Source organism: Streptomyces lydicus, from assembly GCF_001729485.1.
In the GTDB taxonomy this organism is placed as follows: Bacteria; Actinomycetota; Actinomycetes; order Streptomycetales; family Streptomycetaceae; genus Streptomyces; species Streptomyces lydicus_D.
On the sequence record NZ_CP017157.1, the window covers coordinates 4,983,998 to 5,001,008 of the forward strand.

At 73.4% G+C, this 17,011-nt stretch carries 16 protein-coding genes; 9 read left to right on the forward strand and 7 right to left on the reverse strand.

Annotated elements, in window-relative coordinates; translation table 11 throughout:
- The first annotated feature begins 524 nt into the window (after positions 1-524).
- Complete coding sequence (locus tag SL103_RS39420) at positions 525-881, forward strand: chaplin (RefSeq protein WP_244304004.1); 357 nt, start codon at positions 525-527, stop codon at positions 879-881.
- Positions 882-1,042: 161 nt separating this feature from the next.
- Here the strand turns inward: SL103_RS39420 and SL103_RS21735 are convergent, their stop codons facing one another.
- Together SL103_RS21735 and SL103_RS21740 are read right to left on the reverse strand one after the other, a co-directional pair.
- The gene (locus SL103_RS21735; protein WP_069570628.1) at positions 1,043-3,934 is read right to left on the reverse strand and encodes a M48 family metalloprotease; all 2,892 of its coding nucleotides are present in this window, start codon (positions 3,932-3,934) and stop codon (positions 1,043-1,045) included.
- 207 nt (positions 3,935-4,141) lie between these two features.
- On the reverse strand, positions 4,142-5,017 hold the full coding sequence (locus SL103_RS21740) for a SigB/SigF/SigG family RNA polymerase sigma factor (RefSeq protein ID WP_069570629.1): 876 nt from the start codon (positions 5,015-5,017) through the stop codon (positions 4,142-4,144).
- A 233-nt stretch (positions 5,018-5,250) separates the two neighbouring features.
- On the opposite strand from SL103_RS21740, the gene SL103_RS21745 reads away from it, so the two are divergent.
- Both SL103_RS21745 and SL103_RS21750 read left to right on the forward strand, forming a co-directional pair.
- On the forward strand, positions 5,251-5,814 hold the full coding sequence (locus SL103_RS21745; RefSeq protein WP_069570630.1) for a hypothetical protein: 564 nt from the start codon (positions 5,251-5,253) through the stop codon (positions 5,812-5,814).
- A 36-nt stretch (positions 5,815-5,850) separates the two neighbouring features.
- Complete coding sequence (locus tag SL103_RS21750; protein WP_069570631.1) at positions 5,851-6,336, forward strand: hypothetical protein; 486 nt, start codon at positions 5,851-5,853, stop codon at positions 6,334-6,336.
- A gap of 39 nt (positions 6,337-6,375) precedes the next feature.
- Here the strand turns inward: SL103_RS21750 and SL103_RS21755 are convergent, their stop codons facing one another.
- Positions 6,376-6,771 (reverse strand): cupin domain-containing protein, encoded by a 396-nt coding sequence (locus tag SL103_RS21755; RefSeq protein WP_069570632.1) that lies wholly within the window; start codon positions 6,769-6,771, stop codon positions 6,376-6,378.
- A 51-nt stretch (positions 6,772-6,822) separates the two neighbouring features.
- Here SL103_RS21755 and SL103_RS21760 point away from each other — a divergent pair, with 51 nt between their 5' ends.
- Both SL103_RS21760 and SL103_RS21765 read left to right on the forward strand, forming a co-directional pair.
- On the forward strand, positions 6,823-7,815 hold the full coding sequence (locus tag SL103_RS21760) for a helix-turn-helix domain-containing protein (RefSeq protein ID WP_069570633.1): 993 nt from the start codon (positions 6,823-6,825) through the stop codon (positions 7,813-7,815).
- Positions 7,816-7,926: 111 nt separating this feature from the next.
- Positions 7,927-8,676: an SOS response-associated peptidase gene (locus SL103_RS21765; protein WP_069570634.1), complete on the forward strand. Its 750-nt coding sequence runs from the start codon at positions 7,927-7,929 to the stop codon at positions 8,674-8,676.
- 120 nt (positions 8,677-8,796) lie between these two features.
- Here SL103_RS21765 and rpsN read toward each other — a convergent pair whose 3' ends face one another.
- Both rpsN and rpmB read right to left on the reverse strand, forming a co-directional pair.
- Positions 8,797-9,102 carry a 30S ribosomal protein S14 gene (gene rpsN / locus SL103_RS21770; RefSeq protein ID WP_069570635.1) on the reverse strand — a complete coding sequence of 102 codons (306 nt, stop codon included), beginning with the start codon at positions 9,100-9,102 and terminating at the stop codon, positions 8,797-8,799.
- Positions 9,102-9,338 (reverse strand): 50S ribosomal protein L28, encoded by a 237-nt coding sequence (rpmB, locus tag SL103_RS21775; protein ID WP_069570636.1) that lies wholly within the window; start codon positions 9,336-9,338, stop codon positions 9,102-9,104. The genes rpsN and rpmB overlap by 1 nt, the downstream gene beginning before the upstream one ends.
- A 64-nt stretch (positions 9,339-9,402) precedes the next feature.
- Between rpmB and SL103_RS21780 the strand changes: the two genes are divergently transcribed.
- Both SL103_RS21780 and rpsR read left to right on the forward strand, forming a co-directional pair.
- Positions 9,403-10,590 carry a CobW family GTP-binding protein gene (locus tag SL103_RS21780; protein ID WP_069570637.1) on the forward strand — a complete coding sequence of 396 codons (1,188 nt, stop codon included), beginning with the start codon at positions 9,403-9,405 and terminating at the stop codon, positions 10,588-10,590.
- Between the two features lie 52 nt (positions 10,591-10,642).
- On the forward strand, positions 10,643-10,879 hold the full coding sequence (gene rpsR, locus SL103_RS21785; protein WP_069570638.1) for a 30S ribosomal protein S18: 237 nt from the start codon (positions 10,643-10,645) through the stop codon (positions 10,877-10,879).
- Positions 10,880-10,958: 79 nt separating this feature from the next.
- Here the strand turns inward: rpsR and SL103_RS21790 are convergent, their stop codons facing one another.
- The gene (locus SL103_RS21790; protein WP_069570639.1) at positions 10,959-13,433 is read right to left on the reverse strand and encodes a SpoIIE family protein phosphatase; all 2,475 of its coding nucleotides are present in this window, start codon (positions 13,431-13,433) and stop codon (positions 10,959-10,961) included.
- 74 nt (positions 13,434-13,507) lie between these two features.
- A complete protein-coding gene (locus tag SL103_RS21795; RefSeq protein WP_244304005.1) occupies positions 13,508-14,491 on the reverse strand; it encodes an NADP-dependent oxidoreductase in 984 nt (327 codons plus the stop codon).
- 179 nt (positions 14,492-14,670) lie between these two features.
- Between SL103_RS21795 and SL103_RS21800 the strand changes: the two genes are divergently transcribed.
- Positions 14,671-15,045 (forward strand): winged helix-turn-helix transcriptional regulator, encoded by a 375-nt coding sequence (locus SL103_RS21800; RefSeq protein ID WP_069570640.1) that lies wholly within the window; start codon positions 14,671-14,673, stop codon positions 15,043-15,045.
- A 486-nt stretch (positions 15,046-15,531) separates the two neighbouring features.
- Positions 15,532-17,010 carry a Dyp-type peroxidase gene (locus tag SL103_RS21805; protein WP_208869924.1) on the forward strand — a complete coding sequence of 493 codons (1,479 nt, stop codon included), beginning with the start codon at positions 15,532-15,534 and terminating at the stop codon, positions 17,008-17,010.
- Position 17,011: the final 1 nt, after the last annotated feature.

A 17,011-nucleotide genomic window follows, 5' to 3' on the forward strand; every position in this document is an offset into this window, starting at 1 on the left:
GGCGGCGCCCGAGGCGCCAGGGGCCACACCGCAGGCTGCACCACACTTGCAGCGTCGGGCAGAACAGGGCAGGCCGACTGACACCCCCCGGAGAGGAGTGGGCGGCCCACCGGATTGGATCGGGACCCAGTTACCCATTCGAGGGACGCCGGGGACAACGCGATTGACGCTCCGTCACCCTTTCGGCGGAGCGCGTTCCGCCTGGCGCTCACCACCCGCCGAGAGGGTGACGCCGGCCGAAGCCGCACCGGGGGCGCGGTCTCCCTCGCTGGTCAGGCGGCGATTTCGTCACGAGCGGCAGCCGTCGCCGGAGAGGCCCGTTCGCGTGAGCGGGCCGGCACCGCTCGCCGGATTGGCGGAGGGCGGACCGCCGACTCAGCGACAATTCATCGCAATAGGGCCAAAAGAATGAAATATTCGCAAAGCCTTTACAGAACCGGCATATGCGCCGAAAACAAATAGCACGAGGCGGCAGCGTGCCGCTGGAATCGACCGGGAGATTTGTTATGTCACGCTTCACGCGAGTGACTGCTGTTGCCGCTCTTGCGGCCAGCGCGGCGCTGGGCGGCATCTCGCCAGCGTTCGCAGACAGTGACGCGGCGGCCGGCGCGGTCGGGTCACCGGGAGTGCTGTCGGGCAATGTGATTCAGATCCCGATCCACATCCCGGTCAACGTCTGTGGCAACACCATCAACATCGTGGGGCTGCTGAACCCGGCCTTCGGCAACACCTGCTTCAACGGTGGCTCGGAGCGCCGGGTGCTCATCCACCGCGTCGAGCACCGCCAGTTCCACCACCGGGTCTTCAAGAAGAAGCACCGCAGGCACCACCACCACCAGCCGTCCGGTGGCGTGCACACCGGTGGCGGCGGCCTGGCGTAAGGCGGCCGCTGTCCCGGGAGGCGCCGACGACCGCGGCGCCGTCCGGGACGGCCGCTGAACACCCGCACCACCGGGCCCCGGGCCGGGCCGTCCGCACCGACAGCCCTTCCCTTCCCACCGGAGCAGACGTCCCGGCTCAGGGTCCACCCCCACGCACAGCCCTATTCGGCCGCCTCTGTGGCGGCCTTCGTGATGTCCTTCACGGCACCGGTGAGGTCGCGCACCCCCACGACGATCCTGTTGAGGGACGTGGTGAAGAGCTGCGCACGCTCCGCCTCCGTCCGGTGCGGCGCGCCCTTGGGCGGGATCATCGCCGTCTGGCAGTCCCGGGCCCCGCTGAGCACCCGCGCCAGCGCGTCCGACCATGCGTCCTGCAGGCCCTGGTCGGGCACCTGCAGGTAGTTCTGGGCCTCTTCGACCCGTGTGCCCAGGGCGCCGCAGAGGCGGTGGAACGGCTTCTCGTCCACCGACACCTTGCCGTTCCTGTTCCGCGGCTGGGTCTGGACCTTGATGATCTGGGAGTCCAGCGCCAGCGAGGCGGCCGCGATCTGCCGGGCGTACCGGGCTCCGCCGTTGTTCAGCCACGACCAGACCTGCCATGTGTGGAGCTTGGACTTCCGTGCCGGCGGCGTGGGCCGCGACTTCTTCCCCTCCGGTTCGGCCGGCGCCTGCCCGCGGTGCGGTGCGGCCGGGTCCTGCGTCAACTGGCTCGCGACGGGCGCGGAGGACGGCTGGGTGTTGATCACGACGGCCACCAGCAGAGCGGGCACGCCGAGCGTGAGGACGGTGGCCGTCTTCAGGAACCGCAGGCGGCGGCGTACCGGCCCGGTCGCCGCCGGCAGCGCGGGGACGGCCGGCCTCGGGCGGCCGCGCAGCCGGCGTACGGACCAGGCCACGCCCGCCCCCACCAGGGCCGCACAGCCCGCGCCGAGGACGGCGTTGGGGAGGGTGAGGAAGGTGACCCCGCGGTCGACGACCAGGCCGTTGTGGGTGTGCCACTGGCAGCGGTCGAAGACGGTGTTCAGCGGTCCCAGGCAGCCGTCGGCGGAGTAGAGCAGGAACACCGCGCCGTACGACATCAGTTGGACCACCTGCGCGGCGATCAGCGCCCGCAGCAGCCAGTGCCGCCGGGAGAAGGCCGCGACGAGGGCGCCGGTCAGCAGACAGGCCGCCATCAACCCGACGATCATCCACCACACGTGGACGACGAGGAACGGGCCGGCCCGCAGCTTCGGGGTGGCCGGGCGCTGCACGTACAGCGCGAACTGGGCCGCGGCCAGGCCCGCCCAGGACAGCAGACCGCCCGCGAGACCGGCGCCGAGGGTCCGGCGCACCCGCAGCCCCGGGCCGGCGCGTTGCAGCAGCAGGAGGACCAGCGGGACGAGCCACAGCAGGAGCGCCGCGGCGGCGACCAGCGCGTCGCCGTGCAGCGGTGTCAGCAGGGACATGCCGGCGGAGAGGGTCGAGAGGTCGAATCCGTAGTCCTGCCAGCGGCCCGGGACCATCTGGCGGTACTGCTTGGCCAGTGCCCCGTCCGGATCGCCGGCGCCCAGCGCGATGCGTTCACCGCCCCACCGCCACCACAGCAGTCCTGCCCACAGCAACGTCGTGGTGACCAGCGCGCAGAGGCCCGCGGCCGCCCAGCGCAGCCCCCGCTTCGACAGGCCGAGCACGAGGCGCAGGGACTGCGTCCACCACACCACGGGTACGGCGCCGATGAACAGGAAGGCGAGCAGCAGCTGGGGCTGCTGCGGCAGCCAGTCGAGCCGGTACCGGCCACTGGCCACGAACTCCCCCACCAGCAGACCGCAGCCGAGCCAGAGGCCCGCGGACGCGCCGGACCCCGTATGCCCGTCCGTGCGTGCGGCCCGCACGACCGGGAGGCCCAGGGCGCAGCAGAGGACCGGGGCGACCAGGGCGAGGGTGGGCCAGAGGGCGTCCGGCCGGCTGCTCGGCAGGAGGGGCAGCACTGTCAGCGATCCGTAGAGGAGCGAGGTCGAGGCGCCGGTCAGGAACATCTCCAGCGGGCTGACCCGGAGCAGCCGGCCGGCATCGGCGAGGACCCGTCGGCGGTCCGCCCAGTCGGGGTGGGTGCGCAGCAGCGCGGTGAGCCGGCGCAGCAGCGGCGTCACCAGGCCCGGTGGGTCGGGCCGGTTCCAGGTGGCGGGGTGGGCGCCCCACGCCACCGCCCGGAGGTCGGCATGGAGCTCCCGCCGGCGCAGCAGGTCGGCGCGGGCCAGGTGCACCAGTCCGGCCAGGAGGAGGCAGGCGAAGACGGAGGACAGCATCTCGGGCAGCGCCCCGGGCCACCACGGGGAGTCGGTGCCGGACAGGGCCAGCCCGACGATCCAGCCGACCATGGCGAAGTGCGGCAGCAGGACGAGGAGGACGAAGACCCGCCACAGCGCCGTACTGGCGTAGGCGTAGTCCACGTCGCGGTGGTGCACGTGGGCGAGTTCGTGCAGGACGACGGCGCGGAACCCCTCGGGGTCGGTGCCGCGCCGGGCCAGCAGGCCCGCGTGCAGGCACACGGTGTAGTCACCGGTGCGGCCGTAGACGCTGGCCCCGGAGGTCAGCCGGCGCGGATCGACCCGGAATCGCAGATCGGAGCGGACCCCAGTGTGTGCGCGCAGCGCGGCCAGCTCGGCGCCCAGCGTGCCGTCGGCGTCCACCTCCTCGACCGGCAGTGTCGTGCGCCGCCGGTCACGTACCTTCGGCAGCCACCAGTACACGAGTCCCGCGACGGCGAGGAGCGCGAGGGTCGCGAGCGTGCCCCGGTACGACTCCGGCTGCTCGCCGAGGCACTTGACCAGGGCCTCGGGGCGGCGCAGGGTCGACAGCAGATTGTTCAGGTCGGTGCCGGAGGGGTCGTAGCCGGCGGCGTACAGGCAGCCCACCGCGCCGTCCAGGCCGCGCCGGGGGTTGCCGGTCTCCAGCACGACGGCGAAGAGCCCGTCGAGCAGGGGGATGCTCGACACCGTCACGAGGGCCATCAGCAGCACGAAGCGGGGCCCGGTCCCGGTGGCGCTCCTCAGCGCGGTGAAGAGCCTCACGAGGCGGTGTCACATTCCGCCGGCACTTCGCGCAGGTCCCCACGTAAAGCCACGGTCAGCCACCCCATCCCCCTTATGCGGCAAGCTTGTTGAGCTTACTGCAGAAGGTACGACGCGCAGGGCGCATCCAGGTCCCGCACGCGGGATCCGACGGTGAGTTGCCGTGCTCCGCCCATGCTCCCTGACACCAAAGGCAGCCCGGCGCCGCTACGCCTCGGCGAGGAGTTGTTCGCGCAGGCTGCCGCACAGGCGGGCCAGCAGCCGGGAGACGTGCATTTGCGAAAGGCCCAGCTCCGCGCCGATTTCGGCCTGGGTCATCTCCGCTCCGTAGCGCAGCTGGAGCAGGGTGCGTTCGCGCTCGTTCAGTTCGGCCAGGTGCGGTTTGAGGGCCTGCACGTTCTCGGCGAGCGCGAGGGCCGGGTCGTCGGAGCCGAGGAGTTCGGTGATGGATCCGGTGCGCTCGGCAGCGCCGCCCGTCTGGAGGGGGCGGTCGAGGGAGTCGCTGTCGTAGCCGTTGCAGGCCACCAGCCCCTCCGCCACCTCGCCCTCGTCGGCCCCGATATGGCCGGCCAACTGCGCGGCCGACGGCTCCTGTACGCCGTCGGCCTCCAGTTGTTCGCGGGCGCGGGCGATCTCGATGCGCATCTCCTGCATGCGGCGCGGCACCCGCACCGCCCAGGTGGTGTCGCGGAAGAAGCGTTTGATCTCGCCGTCGATGTAGGGGACGGCCAGGGTGGTGAACTCCGCGTTGCGGCCGGGCCGCCAACGGTCGATGGCCTTGATCAGCCCGATCGTGCCGACCTGCAGGATGTCGTCGAACGGCTGACCGCGCCGGATGAACCGGCGGGCGACGTAGCGCACCAGGCTCAGGTTCATCTCGATGAGGGTGTTGCGCACGTACTGGTATTCATCGGTGCCCTCGTCCAGGGCCCGCAGCCGCAACAGAAAGGTCTTGGACAGCTGACGGGCGTCGGCCGGCGCCATCCGCTCGGGCCGCGCGGGCGCCGTCCGGGCCGGGACGGCACACGCCCTCGCTGATGTCGGGAAGGCCGCGGTGGCCGCCGTCGTGGCGCTCTCGCTCATCCTCTCGCTCCCGCCGGTCGCGAATCCCCCACCCTCTCTTCGCGGTTACCCGGCAGCCGCGCGGACATGTGGGGAACCGGGGCACGCGTCCGGCGCGGTCGCCCGGCAGTGACGGTGAGCGGCCCGGGCGAGCGGCGCTTCCAGGTGTTCGCGGCCGCGGCAGGTGGTCGACGGGTCAATCACATGCCGCGGCCCTAAACTGGGACAAGTGGTAATTCAAGGAGGTTTGCCCGATGTCAACAGGGACCCTTCTGGCGATCATCATCCCCGTCGTGGTGGTGGTTGCCCTGCTGGCCGTCGCGATCACGCTCCTCGTCAACCGGCGTCGCCATCTGCAGGAACGCTTCGGCCCGGAGTACGAGCGCACCATCGAGGGTGCCGACAGCCAGCTGGCCGGTGAGCGCGAGCTGAGGTCTCGCGAGAGGCGCCATGACGCGCTGGACATCAAGCCGCTGCCCAGCAGCAGCCGTGAGCGGTACAGCCGGGACTGGGCCGGCGTGCAGGAGGAGTTCGTCGACCGTCCGGAAGAGGCCGTGCACGACGCGGACCGCCTGGTGACCTCGCTGATGCACGAGCGGGGCTATCCGACCGAGGGCTTCGAGCAGCAGCTCAGGGACCTGTCCGTCGAGCACAGCCGCACGATGGAGCACTACCGCGCCGCCCACGAGGTCGATGCTCTCGGCACCGCGCACCGGGCCACCACCGAGCAGCTGCGGGGCGCCATGGTGCACTACCGCGCGCTGTTCGACGAACTGCTCGCCGACGGCGGCGGAGGGGCGCGGCACGCCCGGGCCTGAACTCCCACCGCCTTCCACCCAGCGAAGGATGGACCCATGGAACGCCATGCCGTACCCGAGCCCGGCACCGGCCAGAGGGGCCTGACCACCGAAGACCTGGCCCAGCCCACCGGTCCCCCGGACGAGGGCCCGCAGCCGCCCTCCGACGCGCCCACGCTCCCCGGCGAGGCCACCGCCACGCCGACCCGGTCCGCGCAGCCGGAGCCGGCGGAGGCCGAGGGTGCCGCTCGCGGGGGCGCCTCCGACGAGGAGGCCCCGCAGCTCCTCTCCGGCAAGGACGCCGACGGGTTCCGGGACCGCTGGCAGGAGATCCAGAACAGGTTCGTGGACGATCCGCGCGCAGCCGTGCACGGCGCCGACGCGCTGGTCGCCGAGGTGATGCAGACGCTCGCCACGACGTTCGCCGACCACAAGCAGTCCCTGGAGGGACAGTGGAACCGCGGCGAGCAGGTGGACACCGAGGGCCTGCGGCTGGCACTGCGCCACTACCGGGCCTTCTTCCACCGTCTGCTCGCCGAGTAGGCGGCGGAAGGGCCGGCGACCCCGCCGTCTGACGGGTGGTCAGTTCACGAGCGTATGGCCGGTGGTCGCGTCCACGTGGGCCGGGACCTCGTCGTGGCGGTCGCCCACCGTCAGGGTCCCGGTGGGCTCGAACACCAGGATCGCGGTGCGGGAGGGCGCGTACGGCTTGTGCTCGGTGCCCCGGGGGACGGTGAAGACGGCGCCCCGGGGGAGGCGGACCGTGCGCTCGCCCGCCGGTTCCCGCAAGGAGAGGTGCAGCTCGCCGTCGAGTACGAGAAAGAACTCGTCGGTGTCGTCGTGCACGTGCCAGACGTGTTCGCCCTCGACCTTGGCGATGCGCACGTCGTAGTCGTTGACGCGGGCGGCGATGCGGGGGCTCCACAGGGCGTCGAAGGAGGCCAGCGCCTGGTCGAGGAGAAGCGGTTCGTTGCTCATGGGCTCATCCTCCGCCGTCTCCCGCACCGGCGGGAGTGCTAGAAATCGCATATGGCGAAAGAATCCTCGCACCCGGTGCGCCGGGCCGGTCCGCACCGCGTCGTGGTGATCGTGGACGAGAACTCCAACCCCTTCGAACTCAGCTGCGCCATCGAGATCTTCGGCCTGCGCCGACCCGAACTCGGTCGCGACCTCTACGACTTCACGCTGTGTTCCGCGGAGCCCCGCACCCTGATGCGGGACGGCTTCTTCACGCTGTCCGGTGTCGGCGACCTGGCGGCGGCCGGCACGGCGGACACCCTGATCGTTCCCAACCGTCCCGACGTCGAGGTGCCGCGGCGCCCGGCCGTGCTCGATGCCGTGCGGCGGGCGCACGCCCGCGGGGCACGTCTGATCGGCTACTGCAGCGGCGCCTTCACGCTGGCCGAGGCCGGGGTCCTCGACGGCCGCCGGGCCACCGCGCACTGGCAGTGGGCGGACACCTTCCGGGCCCGCTTCCCGGCCGTCCGGCTCGAACCGGACGTGCTGTTCGTGGATGACGGCGACATCCTCACCGCGGCGGGCAGCGCCGCCGCGCTCGACCTCGGACTGCACGTGGTCCGTCGCGATCACGGCGCGGAGGTCGCCAACGCCGTCAGCCGGCGGCTGGTCTTCGCAGCCCATCGGGACGGCGGGCAGCGGCAGTTCGTCGAGCGGCCGATGCCCGACCTGCCGGACGAGTCCCTGACGCCGCTCCTCGCCTGGGCCCAGGAACGGCTGGACGCACGACTCACGGTGGCCGACCTCGCCGCCCGGGCGGCGGTCAGTGCGGCAACGCTGCACCGCCGGTTCCGGGCGCAGCTGGACACCACTCCGTTGGGCTGGCTCACCGCGGAACGGCTCGCGCTGGCCTGCCGGTTGATCGAGCGGGGCGAGACCCGGTTCGAGGTGGTCGCCCGGCGCAGCGGGCTGGGCACCGCCGCCAATCTGCGCGCGCTGATGCACCGCGAGATCGGCATCAGCCCGTCCGCGTACCGGCGCCGGTTCGGGCCCGCGGCCGGCTGACCGGCCTCCGGGCGGGCCGCCGCGCCCTGCCTGACCTGCGCTGCGGCCGTCGAGAGCCCGGCACCGCGGCTTTCCCGCCCGCCGCCGTGTGCGGCGTGGCAGGGTGGGGGTATGTGCGGTCGATACGTTGCCACCCGGAGTCCGCAGGACCTGGCCGGGCTCTTCCACGTCAGCCGGTGGAACCCGGAGACGCTGCTGGCGCCGAGCTGGAACGTCGCGCCCACGGACGACGTGTGGGCGGTGCTGGAGCGCGCCGACCGCGCGACCGGAGAGGTGGCGCGGCAGCTGCGGCCGCTGCGCTGGGGGCTCGTCCCGTCCTGGGCGAAGAGCCTCTCGGTCGGCTCGAAAATGATCAATGCGCGGGTGGAGACGGTGCACGAGAAGCCCGCCTACCGCCGCGCCTTCGCCAAACGGCGCTGCCTGCTGCCGGCGGACGGCTTCTACGAGTGGCAGCAGCTGCCCGCCGAGGGCGGCGCGAAGGCCCGCAAGCAGCCGTACTTCATCAGTCCCGAGGACGGCGGGCTGATGGCGATGGCGGGTCTGTACGAGTTCTGGCGGGACCCGGAGGTGGCGGCGGACGACGATCCGGCGGCGTGGTGGGCGACCTGCACGATCATCACCACCGAGGCCACGGACGCGGCCGGCCGGATCCACCCGCGGATGCCGCTGACCGTCTCCCCCGCGCACCACGAGGCATGGCTCGACCCCGCGCACCAGGACTCCGACGAGCTGCGCGCGCTGCTCGACACGCCCGCCGACGGCCGGCTGCACACCCGCGCGGTCACCACCGCCGTCAACAACGTCCGCAACAACGGCCCCCACCTCCTCGACGAGGCACCGCCCGCAGGCACCGACGGCTGACCGGCCCCGGCAGCCGGCCTCGCGCCGGATGCGGGGCAGCTCCGGCACGGCCGGCCCTCCGGGGCCACGGCCTGCGGCGCGCCGCCGGACCGCAGCCCCGGGGGCCTCAACGGCAGGGCGTCACCAGGACGACGTGGTGACACCGGGGAGGAACCCGGCGTGTGCCTGCTCGCGCATCCGTACGCGGGAGAGGCCGAAGGTACGCAGGTACCCGCGGGGCCGGCCGTCCACACTGTCCCGGTTGCGCACCCGGGTCGCGCTGGCGTCGCGCGGCTGGCGGCGCAACTCGGCCTGAGCGGCGGCCCGTTCGGCCTCGCTCGTCGAGGGCCGCCGGATGATCTCCTTCAGCTCCGCGCGCCGGGCCGCGTACCGCTCGACGATCTCCTTGCGCCGCTCGTTCTTCGCGATCTTGCTCTGCTTCGCCATCAGACCTTCCCCCCTCGCGCACGGATGCGCGCCACCGCGGCCTCGACGCCGATCACGTCGACCGTCTTGATCGCCCGGGCGCTGAGCGTGAGCCGCACATGGCGCCCCTCGCTCGCCAGCCAGTAGCGCTTGCGCTGGATGTTCGGGTCGAACCGGCGGGAGGTCCGCCGGTGCGAGTGGGAGACGGTGTTGCCGAATCCCGGTCGGGCGCCGGTCAGTTGGCAGTGGGCGGACATGGCCCTGCCTCCCTTTCATCGTTCTCGTTATCGGAAATGGAAACCATTCCCATATAGTAGCGCCATGGCACGCAACCCCTCACGCCCGGCCCACCCGTTCCCCGTCGTCCTCGTCGGCGGGCTGCACTCCGACGCCCGCGCCGAGGTCGTGCGGCGGCTGCTGCACACCGTGCGCGGCAGTGTGGCGCTGTACCACGACCTCTCGACGGCGGCCGCGGGCACCGTACGGCGCACCGTGCGCGACGTCTCGGGCGAGCTGTCCTCGAACGAGGTCCCCCTGGTCAACGACTGCGCCTGCTGCGCACTGCGCGAGGACGCGGTCCCCGAACTCCAGCGGCTGGCCGCCGGCGGACTGCACCGGCTGGCGGTGGTCGAACTGTGGGACTCCGTCGAGCCGCGGGCGATGGCCGAGGTCATCGCGGCGCACGGCGGCGAGACGCTGACGCTCTCCACGGTGATGACCGCCGTCGACCCCGCGCTCGTCCTGCCCTACCTCTCCAACGGGGACGACCTGGCAGAGGCGGGACTCGCGGTGGCGGCCACCGACCAGCGGACCGTCGGGGACACCTGGGCGCGCCAGCTGGAGTACGCCCAGGTGCTCGCGCTCGTCGACACCGGGGACGCGGACGACGGGGACCGTGCGCTGCTCGCCCAGCTGCACCCGACCGCGCGGCAGGTGCCCGTCACGTCCCGGCAGCTCGCCGAGGTGGCGTCGGCCGGGGCTGTCGGGTCCGCCGGGTTCGACGTGGAGGCGGCCGCGGCCGCCCAGCACCCGGCCTGCGCGCTGCTGCCGCAGAACGCCGAGGAGGCGGGGGTGGCCACCTTCGTGTGGCGGCGCCGGCGGCCGTTCCATCCCGAGCGGCTCTACCGGGCGCTGGAGGACCTGGCATGCGCGGCGGCCCGGAGCCGGGGCCGCTTCTGGCTCGCCGACCGGCCCGACACCCTGCTGTCCTGGGACGCCGCGGGTGGCGCGCTGTGCGTGGCGAACACCGGCCCGTGGCTGGCGTCGCTCCCGGACGCCGCCTGGGACATGGTGCCGCCCGCGCGCCGGGCGGCCGCCGCCCTCGACTGGCATCCCGAACTCGGCGACCGCGGCCAGCACCTGGTCTTCACCGCACCCGGCCTCGATCGCGCGGGCCTGGCGCGGCTGCTGGACTCCTGTCTGCTGACCGACGCCGAGTTCGCCGGCGGGCGGGAGGCATGGCGGCGCCTCCCGGCCTCGTTCGACGCGCTGCTCGACCCCGTGTCCTGACACCGGCCCTGACGCCTTTCACCCCCTCCCACGATCGAGAGAAGGAACTCCCGTGCCCCGTCGCTCCGACCCCCGCAAGCCCCTCAAGGCCCGCCCGAACCCGCTGGACCGGGCCGGCATCACGTACGTCGACTACAAGGACACCGATCTGCTGCGGAAGTTCCTCTCCGACCGCGGCAAGATCCGCAGCCGGCGGGTCACCCGGGTCACCGCGCAGCAGCAGCGCCAACTCGCCCGCGCCGTCAAGAACGCACGCGAGATGGCACTGCTGCCGTACGCCTCCAGGTAGGCGCGCCTCCCCCGTCCGCGTGTGCGCCGGGGAGGCCGGGCGCGGTCCGGCCTCCCCGGCGCTGCTCGTGGCGCCCGCGTCAGCGTGGCGGTGTGACCGGGTGGAACTCCGTCAGGAGGAGGGCGATGTCGTCGGCGCGGTAGGAGGAGCGGCGGGCGTGCTGGAGGAGCCGGTCGGCGAGTTCGTCGAGGGAACCGGCGGGGGCGTGCGCCAGGGAGGCCCGCAGCCGGTCGATGCCCACGTCGATGTCGGTGCCGCGCTCCTCTGACAGGCCGTCGGTGTAGAGGGCCAGGATGGAGCCGGGCGCCAGGTCGACGGGGGTCTGCGGATACTCGCTGGCGGGGTCGACGCCGAGGAGCGGGCCGGTCTCCGGGTCCAGGACCTCGGCGGTCCCGTCGGGGTGGCGCAGCAGGGGCGGCGGATGGCCCGCCCGGACGGCGTGGGCGCGGTGGCTGCCGGGGTCGAGGGCGAGGTAGCAGCAGCTGGCGAGCAGGCCGGAGTCGAGGTCGAGGAGGGTGCGGTTGGCGCCGGCCAGCACCTCGCCGGGCGCGTGCCCCACCGCGGCGAACGCCCGTACGGCGCTGCGCAGTTGGGCCATGGTCGCGGCGGCGGCGATGCTGTGGCCCTCGACGTCCCCGATGACCAGGGCCACGCCACCGGCGGTGGGGATGACGTCGTACCAGTCGCCGCCGATGTCCATGCCGCTGGTGCAGGGCAGGTAGCGGGCGGCCGTGCGGACGTAGGGGAGTTCGGGCAGCCGGTGCGGCAGCAGGCCCCGCTGGAGGCCGCGGGCCAGGGCGAACTCGGCGTCGTAGAGCCGTGCGCGCTCCAGGGCCTGGGCGATCAGCCCGGCGAGCGCGGTCAGCACGCCGCGGTCCTTGGTCGTGAAGTGGTGGACCTCGTCGAAGCCGAGCACACAGGTGCCGACCGGCCGGCTGGAGGCGATCAGCGGCAGGTACGCCCAGGAGTTCACCTCGCCGATGGGGATGTCGGGGTAGCCCTCGGCGAGCCCGTGCCGCGTCTCGATGAAGAGCGGGACACCGGAGGTCAGCGTCTCGGTGCCGGGCAGCCGGGCGTGCAGCGGCATGCCCTCCAGCCAGTCGAGGAAGCTCTCGTGATGGCCGGTGTGGAAGCTCAGGTGCATGGTGCCGTCCCGGACCACGTACAGGGCGAGCTGCTGGCCGCCGAACGCCGGGAGGAGCTGGTCCGCGACGACCTGGCAGACCTCGCGGACGGTGACCGCCTCGGTCAGCGCGCTGCCCAGCTGCAGCACGTGGTACATCACGCCCAGGCGTGCCGGCGCCGCGGCCGGGGGCGGCGGCGCCACGGGCGGCTCCTCGGCCGAGGCCGGCGGCCCGACGGCGACCACCCGGCCGGTCACGCCGCCCGCGTCCGGGTGGAGGGAGAAGGCGAGCCAGCGGTCGGGCGGCCGGCAGGCGACGAACGAGGACGGCGCCTGCGAGACCATCACGGACCGGTGCCGGAACTCGAAGGCGGGGTCGGACAGCCACGGCAGGGCGTCCCACAGGCACTGCCCGAGCAGCACCTCGCCGCGCACGTCCAGCAGTTCCGCGAGGCTGCGGTTGGCGTAGCTGACCCGCCCGTCCGGGGTGAGCGAGAACAGCCCGTCCCGCAGCCGCTCGACGGCCGCGGTGGCCGCCCGGCCGGCTCGCGGGTCGATGACCACGCCGACCAGGTGGCTGCGCGCCCGCTCGTCGCGCACCTCCGGTACCCGGCCCCAGATGTCGAGGGTCCGGTACCGCTCGCCGCCCGGCCCCTCCCCCTCGTCCTCGCGGACGCGCAGGGACCGCGAGACGAGCCGTCCCTCGGCGGCCGCCGCCCGGGCCGCGGCGCGGAAAGCGGCACGGTCGCCGGGGTGGAGCCGGGCGGCGAGGGTGTCCGCCCGCCCGTCGAAGGCGCGCGGGTCGAGGCCGAAGAGGGCACAGAATTCGTCGTCCGCGAGGAGGGCGCCGGTGCGCAGGTCCCAGTCGAACAGGCCGGCCCGCACGGCGGGCGCACCGGGGGCGGGCATCTCGACGGGCAGCGTCTGCGGGTCGCACTCGACGGGATCGCCGGTACGGGCGCGCAGGGCCGCCAGGGACGAGCCGAGCCGGCCGGCGAGCGTCCGCAGATGGCGGCGTCTGCCCTTGGAGAGCCCCGCGCTGCCCGGCGGCGCCGCCCAGACGACCGCCAACGCTCCGAAGGTCTCCCCGCCCGCGCCGACCGGCACCGAGCAGGAGCCGAAGGCGTACGGCAACGCCACCGCGAGCTGGGGGTACCGGCGCACCGTCTCGTCGGCGTCGGCCAGGTGGACCGTGCGCCCGGAGGTGAAGGCCGTGGCGACCGGAATCGGGCTGCTCACCGGAATGAGCCGCCAGCCGCCCAGCAGGGACGGCGGCATTCCGCAGGTCGCGGCGAGCACCAGCGCGCGGCGGTCGCGGGAGCGCAGGAAGACGCTTCCGGAGTACGCGCCCGCGCCCTGGACCGCCTTGCCGAGGGCGACTGTCAGCAGGTCCTCGCGCTCCGCCGTCTCGCCAACGGTCACCGCGCCCATGTCTCCAGTGTGCGCACTGCCCGGGCCGCCGGCCCAGCCGGTGACCGCCGGCGGCCCGGGCGGCGCGACGGGCCTCAGCCCGCGACGTTCAGCACGATCTTGCCGCGGGTGCGCCCGGTCTCCCCGAGGCGGTGCGCCTCGGCGGCCCGCTCCAGGGGGAAGACGTCGGCGACCTCCACGGTGAGGGCGCCCTCCGAGAGCAGCCCGGCGATCCGGGCGAGCGCCGCGCCGTCCGGCTCGACCAGGAACGGGCTGGTCCGCAGGCCCCGGTCCGCGGCCCGTGCGGCCAGCTCGGGCGCCACCCCGGACGGCACGGCGACCAGCAGTCCGCCGGGGGCCAGGACGTCGAGGGAGCGGGTGCTCGTCGCGTCCACCTCGTCCCCGACGAGGTCGACCACCACGTCGACGCCCTGGACGGCCTCCTCGAAGCGGACGGCGGTGTAGTCGATCAGCTCGTCGGCGCCCAGCTCACGGAGCCACTGGTGCCGGCCCGCCCGAGCCGTCCCGATCACCTGGGCCCCCAGGTGCCGGGCGATCTGCACGGCGAAGTGGCCCACGCCGCCGGCGGCGGCGTGCACCAGCACCCGCTGCCCCGGCCGGACCTCCGCCGCGTCGACCAGGATCTGCCAGGCGGTGAGCGCGGCCAGCGGGACCGCCGCCGCCTGCTCGTGGCTCAGCGCGGCGGGCTTGCGGACGAACTGCCGGGCCGGCGCGGTCACGTACTCGGCGTACGCCGACGCGGCGCGGGGGAACCACGGCATGCCGAAGACCTCGTCCCCCACCTCAAGGGTGTGCACGCCGAAGCCGACCTCCTCCACGACTCCGGAGACGTCCCAGCCCAGGGTGAACGGCGGGTCGCCGAGCACACCGGCCATCCCTCCCCCGGTCCGGGTCTTCCAGTCGACCGGGTTGACCCCGGCGGAATGCACCCGCACCAGCACCTCGGTCGGCAGCGGCACCGGCCGGGCGACCCGGGCGGTGCGCAGCACCTCGGGCCCGCCGAAGGTGTCCTGGACGAGGGCGCGCATGGTCGGCGCGGCAGGGTTCGGGCTGGTCATGGCGGACTCACTCCTGGAAAAGCGGATGTCGGACGCGCCGGGTGGCTCAGGTGCGCACCCGTGACGCGGCGGTGCGGCGCAGTCGCTGCGCCCGCGATCCGGAAGCTACCCGCCGGGGAGCAGTAACCCGCAAGGGCGTCTACTATCCATAGGGAAGTATCGAGGTGAGGAGGGTTGCGGTGACCACCACCTGCCGCACGGGAAGCCATGACCAGCACGACGTCTACGCCGCCCTGTGCCCTGGGCGCGAGGTGTTCGACCTGCTGGCCAACAAGTGGACCGCGCTCGCGATCGGCGCCATGGAAGAGGGACCGCAGCGTTTCGGGGCCCTGCAGCGCCGGCTCCAGGGCGTCAGCCCGAAGGTGCTGACGCAGACCCTGCGGCGCCTGGAGGCGGGCGGCTTCGTGGACCGGACGGTCATCCCCGCCGTGCCGCTGCACGTCGAGTACGCCCTGACCGATCTCGGCCGCAGCGTCGCACGACCGCTCGCGGCCGTGCGGCACTGGGTGGAGTCGCATCTCGACGAGATCGGCAGCCCCGCCGCGGCCGGCTGACCGCGCCGGCTGCCCCCCGCGGGGCGCCGCCGCGGGGCGACCGCGTGGTCGCGGTACCCGTCGCCGTTGACGTCGCCGGCGGTGCGGGCCCCGCCAACCGCGTTACGGGAACGAGCAGTTGAGCCCCGCTCGGGCGGTATCGGGGACTCCCCGTACGCCCCGCCGGGACGGGCGCCCCGCGGCGAGCGGCGGCGTCCGTCCCCCGGTCCTCCTTCGCATGCCTGCCTCCCCCCGCAGTCACCGATACGGGTGACGCAGTGCTCCGCTTGGCGCCGGTGCTTCTGCGGGGCGTGGGGTTCGGTGCTGGGCTGGCGGCACAAGCCGTGCACCGGCTGTCCTCGGTGTGCCCTTGCGCCTTGTCCACGCCGATCCCCACGTCAAGCCTCCCCGGAGACGCCCGCGCCCGTGTGCGCCGGCGTCCGCCTGCGCGAGCGCGCGCTGCTCCGGAAGGCCGAGGTGCGGGCGAAGTCCCAGCGAAGGAGAGAAGTGACCACCATCTCAGCGCGCCCCATGGCCGCACCGGACATAGAGCAACTTCCGGAACCGCCCCTGCGCAGATCGAGGGAGATCCAGGGAAACATCCTGGCCGCGTTCAACAAGGACTACATGGCGTTCCGCTACCTGCGCTTCCCCGACGACCAGGGCGCGGGCGGCCGCGGCTGGCTCTCGGTCATGCTGAACACGGTGGCGGTGACCGCGACGGTCGAGGACTTCAACGAGGAGTTCTCGCTGTCCCGCCGGGCCTACGGGGAGGATCCGTCAGTGACCGCCACCTGGGTCGGGGTGTCCCTGACGTACGAGGGCCTGCTGCGGGTCGCGCGGGAGCCCGACCGGATCAAGCAGGACCTGACCGCCTTCACCTCGTTCACGCAGGGCGCCGCCGCGCGGGCTGCGGACCTCGGTGACCACGGGCCGGACGCGCCGGCGAACTGGCTGTTCGGCTCGGACGGTACCGGGGTGCACGCCGTGCTGATCGTCGCCTCGGACACCGAGGAGGCGCTGAACGAGAAGCTCAGGAACCTCGCGGCTGCCGATTCGGCGCACGGTGTGACGGTGGTCCACCAGGACGACGGACGCACCCTGACCGGGGAGCTGCGCGGGCACGAGCACTTCGGCTACAAGGACGGGATCTCCCAGCCGGGCGTCAAGGACTTCCACCGCGCGGACCGCGACGAGCCCGGGTCCCGGGAGCACCGGCCGGGGTCGGTACTCGTCGAGCCGGGCGAGTTCGTCTTCGGTCACAAGAGCGAGAGCGGCAGCGCGCCCGAGGCTCCGACATGGATGGACAACGGCTCGCTCCAGGTGGTACGCCGGCTGCGGCAGGACGTCGCCGGCTGGAACAAGGCCGTGGTGCGCGAGGCCGGCAATTTCCGGCCGGCGGGCATCTCCCCCGATCTGCTGGGCGCGTGCCTGGTGGGCCGCAAGAAGGACGGTACGCCCCTCGCGCAGGGCGAGAACCCGGTGACCGGGGTGGGGCCGGACGGCAACGACTTCACCTACGAGAACGACGGGCCGGGGAAGCAGACGCCGTGCGCCGCGCACATCCGCAGGTCGCATCCGCGCCACTTCACTCCGACCCAGCAGCACCGCCTCATGCGCCGGGGCATTCCGTACGGTCCCGCGTACACGGCGGGTGACGACCGGACGGACCGCGGCCTGATGTTCGTCTGCTACGGCACCTCGCTGGAGCGGCAGTTCGAGTTCGTCCAGCGGGCCTGGTGCAACAACCCCGATTTCGTGCCCGGTGACGCCGGCGCACCCAACGGCATCGACAAGGTGATCGGCACCCTCCGGGAGGGCGGTTCCGGCAGTCCGGACGCCCACATCGTGCTGGCCGACGGCCACGAAGGCACGGTGACGATGGACCGGTTCGTGCGGACGACCGGTGCGGTGTACGCGTTCACCCCGTCCACCACCACTCTGCGGCGGCTCGCCGCGAACGAGTCCCTGCACGAGGAGGGCTGAC

Coding starts and splice junctions, on each gene's coding strand:
- SL103_RS21740 (WP_069570629.1), bottom strand. CDS start 5,017: ATGAGCGAGAGCGCCACGACGGCGGCCACCGCGGCCTTCCCGACATCA.
- SL103_RS21755 (WP_069570632.1), bottom strand. CDS start 6,771: ATGAGCAACGAACCGCTTCTCCTCGACCAGGCGCTGGCCTCCTTCGAC.
- rpmB (WP_069570636.1), bottom strand. CDS start 9,338: ATGTCCGCCCACTGCCAACTGACCGGCGCCCGACCGGGATTCGGCAAC.
- SL103_RS21745 (WP_069570630.1), top strand. CDS start 5,251: ATGTCAACAGGGACCCTTCTGGCGATCATCATCCCCGTCGTGGTGGTG.
- SL103_RS21760 (WP_069570633.1), top strand. CDS start 6,823: ATGGCGAAAGAATCCTCGCACCCGGTGCGCCGGGCCGGTCCGCACCGC.
- SL103_RS21780 (WP_069570637.1), top strand. CDS start 9,403: ATGGCACGCAACCCCTCACGCCCGGCCCACCCGTTCCCCGTCGTCCTC.
- SL103_RS21765 (WP_069570634.1), top strand. CDS start 7,927: ATGTGCGGTCGATACGTTGCCACCCGGAGTCCGCAGGACCTGGCCGGG.
- rpsN (WP_069570635.1), bottom strand. CDS start 9,102: ATGGCGAAGCAGAGCAAGATCGCGAAGAACGAGCGGCGCAAGGAGATC.
- SL103_RS21750 (WP_069570631.1), top strand. CDS start 5,851: ATGGAACGCCATGCCGTACCCGAGCCCGGCACCGGCCAGAGGGGCCTG.
- SL103_RS21790 (WP_069570639.1), bottom strand. CDS start 13,433: ATGGGCGCGGTGACCGTTGGCGAGACGGCGGAGCGCGAGGACCTGCTG.
- SL103_RS21795 (WP_244304005.1), bottom strand. CDS start 14,491: ATGACCAGCCCGAACCCTGCCGCGCCGACCATGCGCGCCCTCGTCCAG.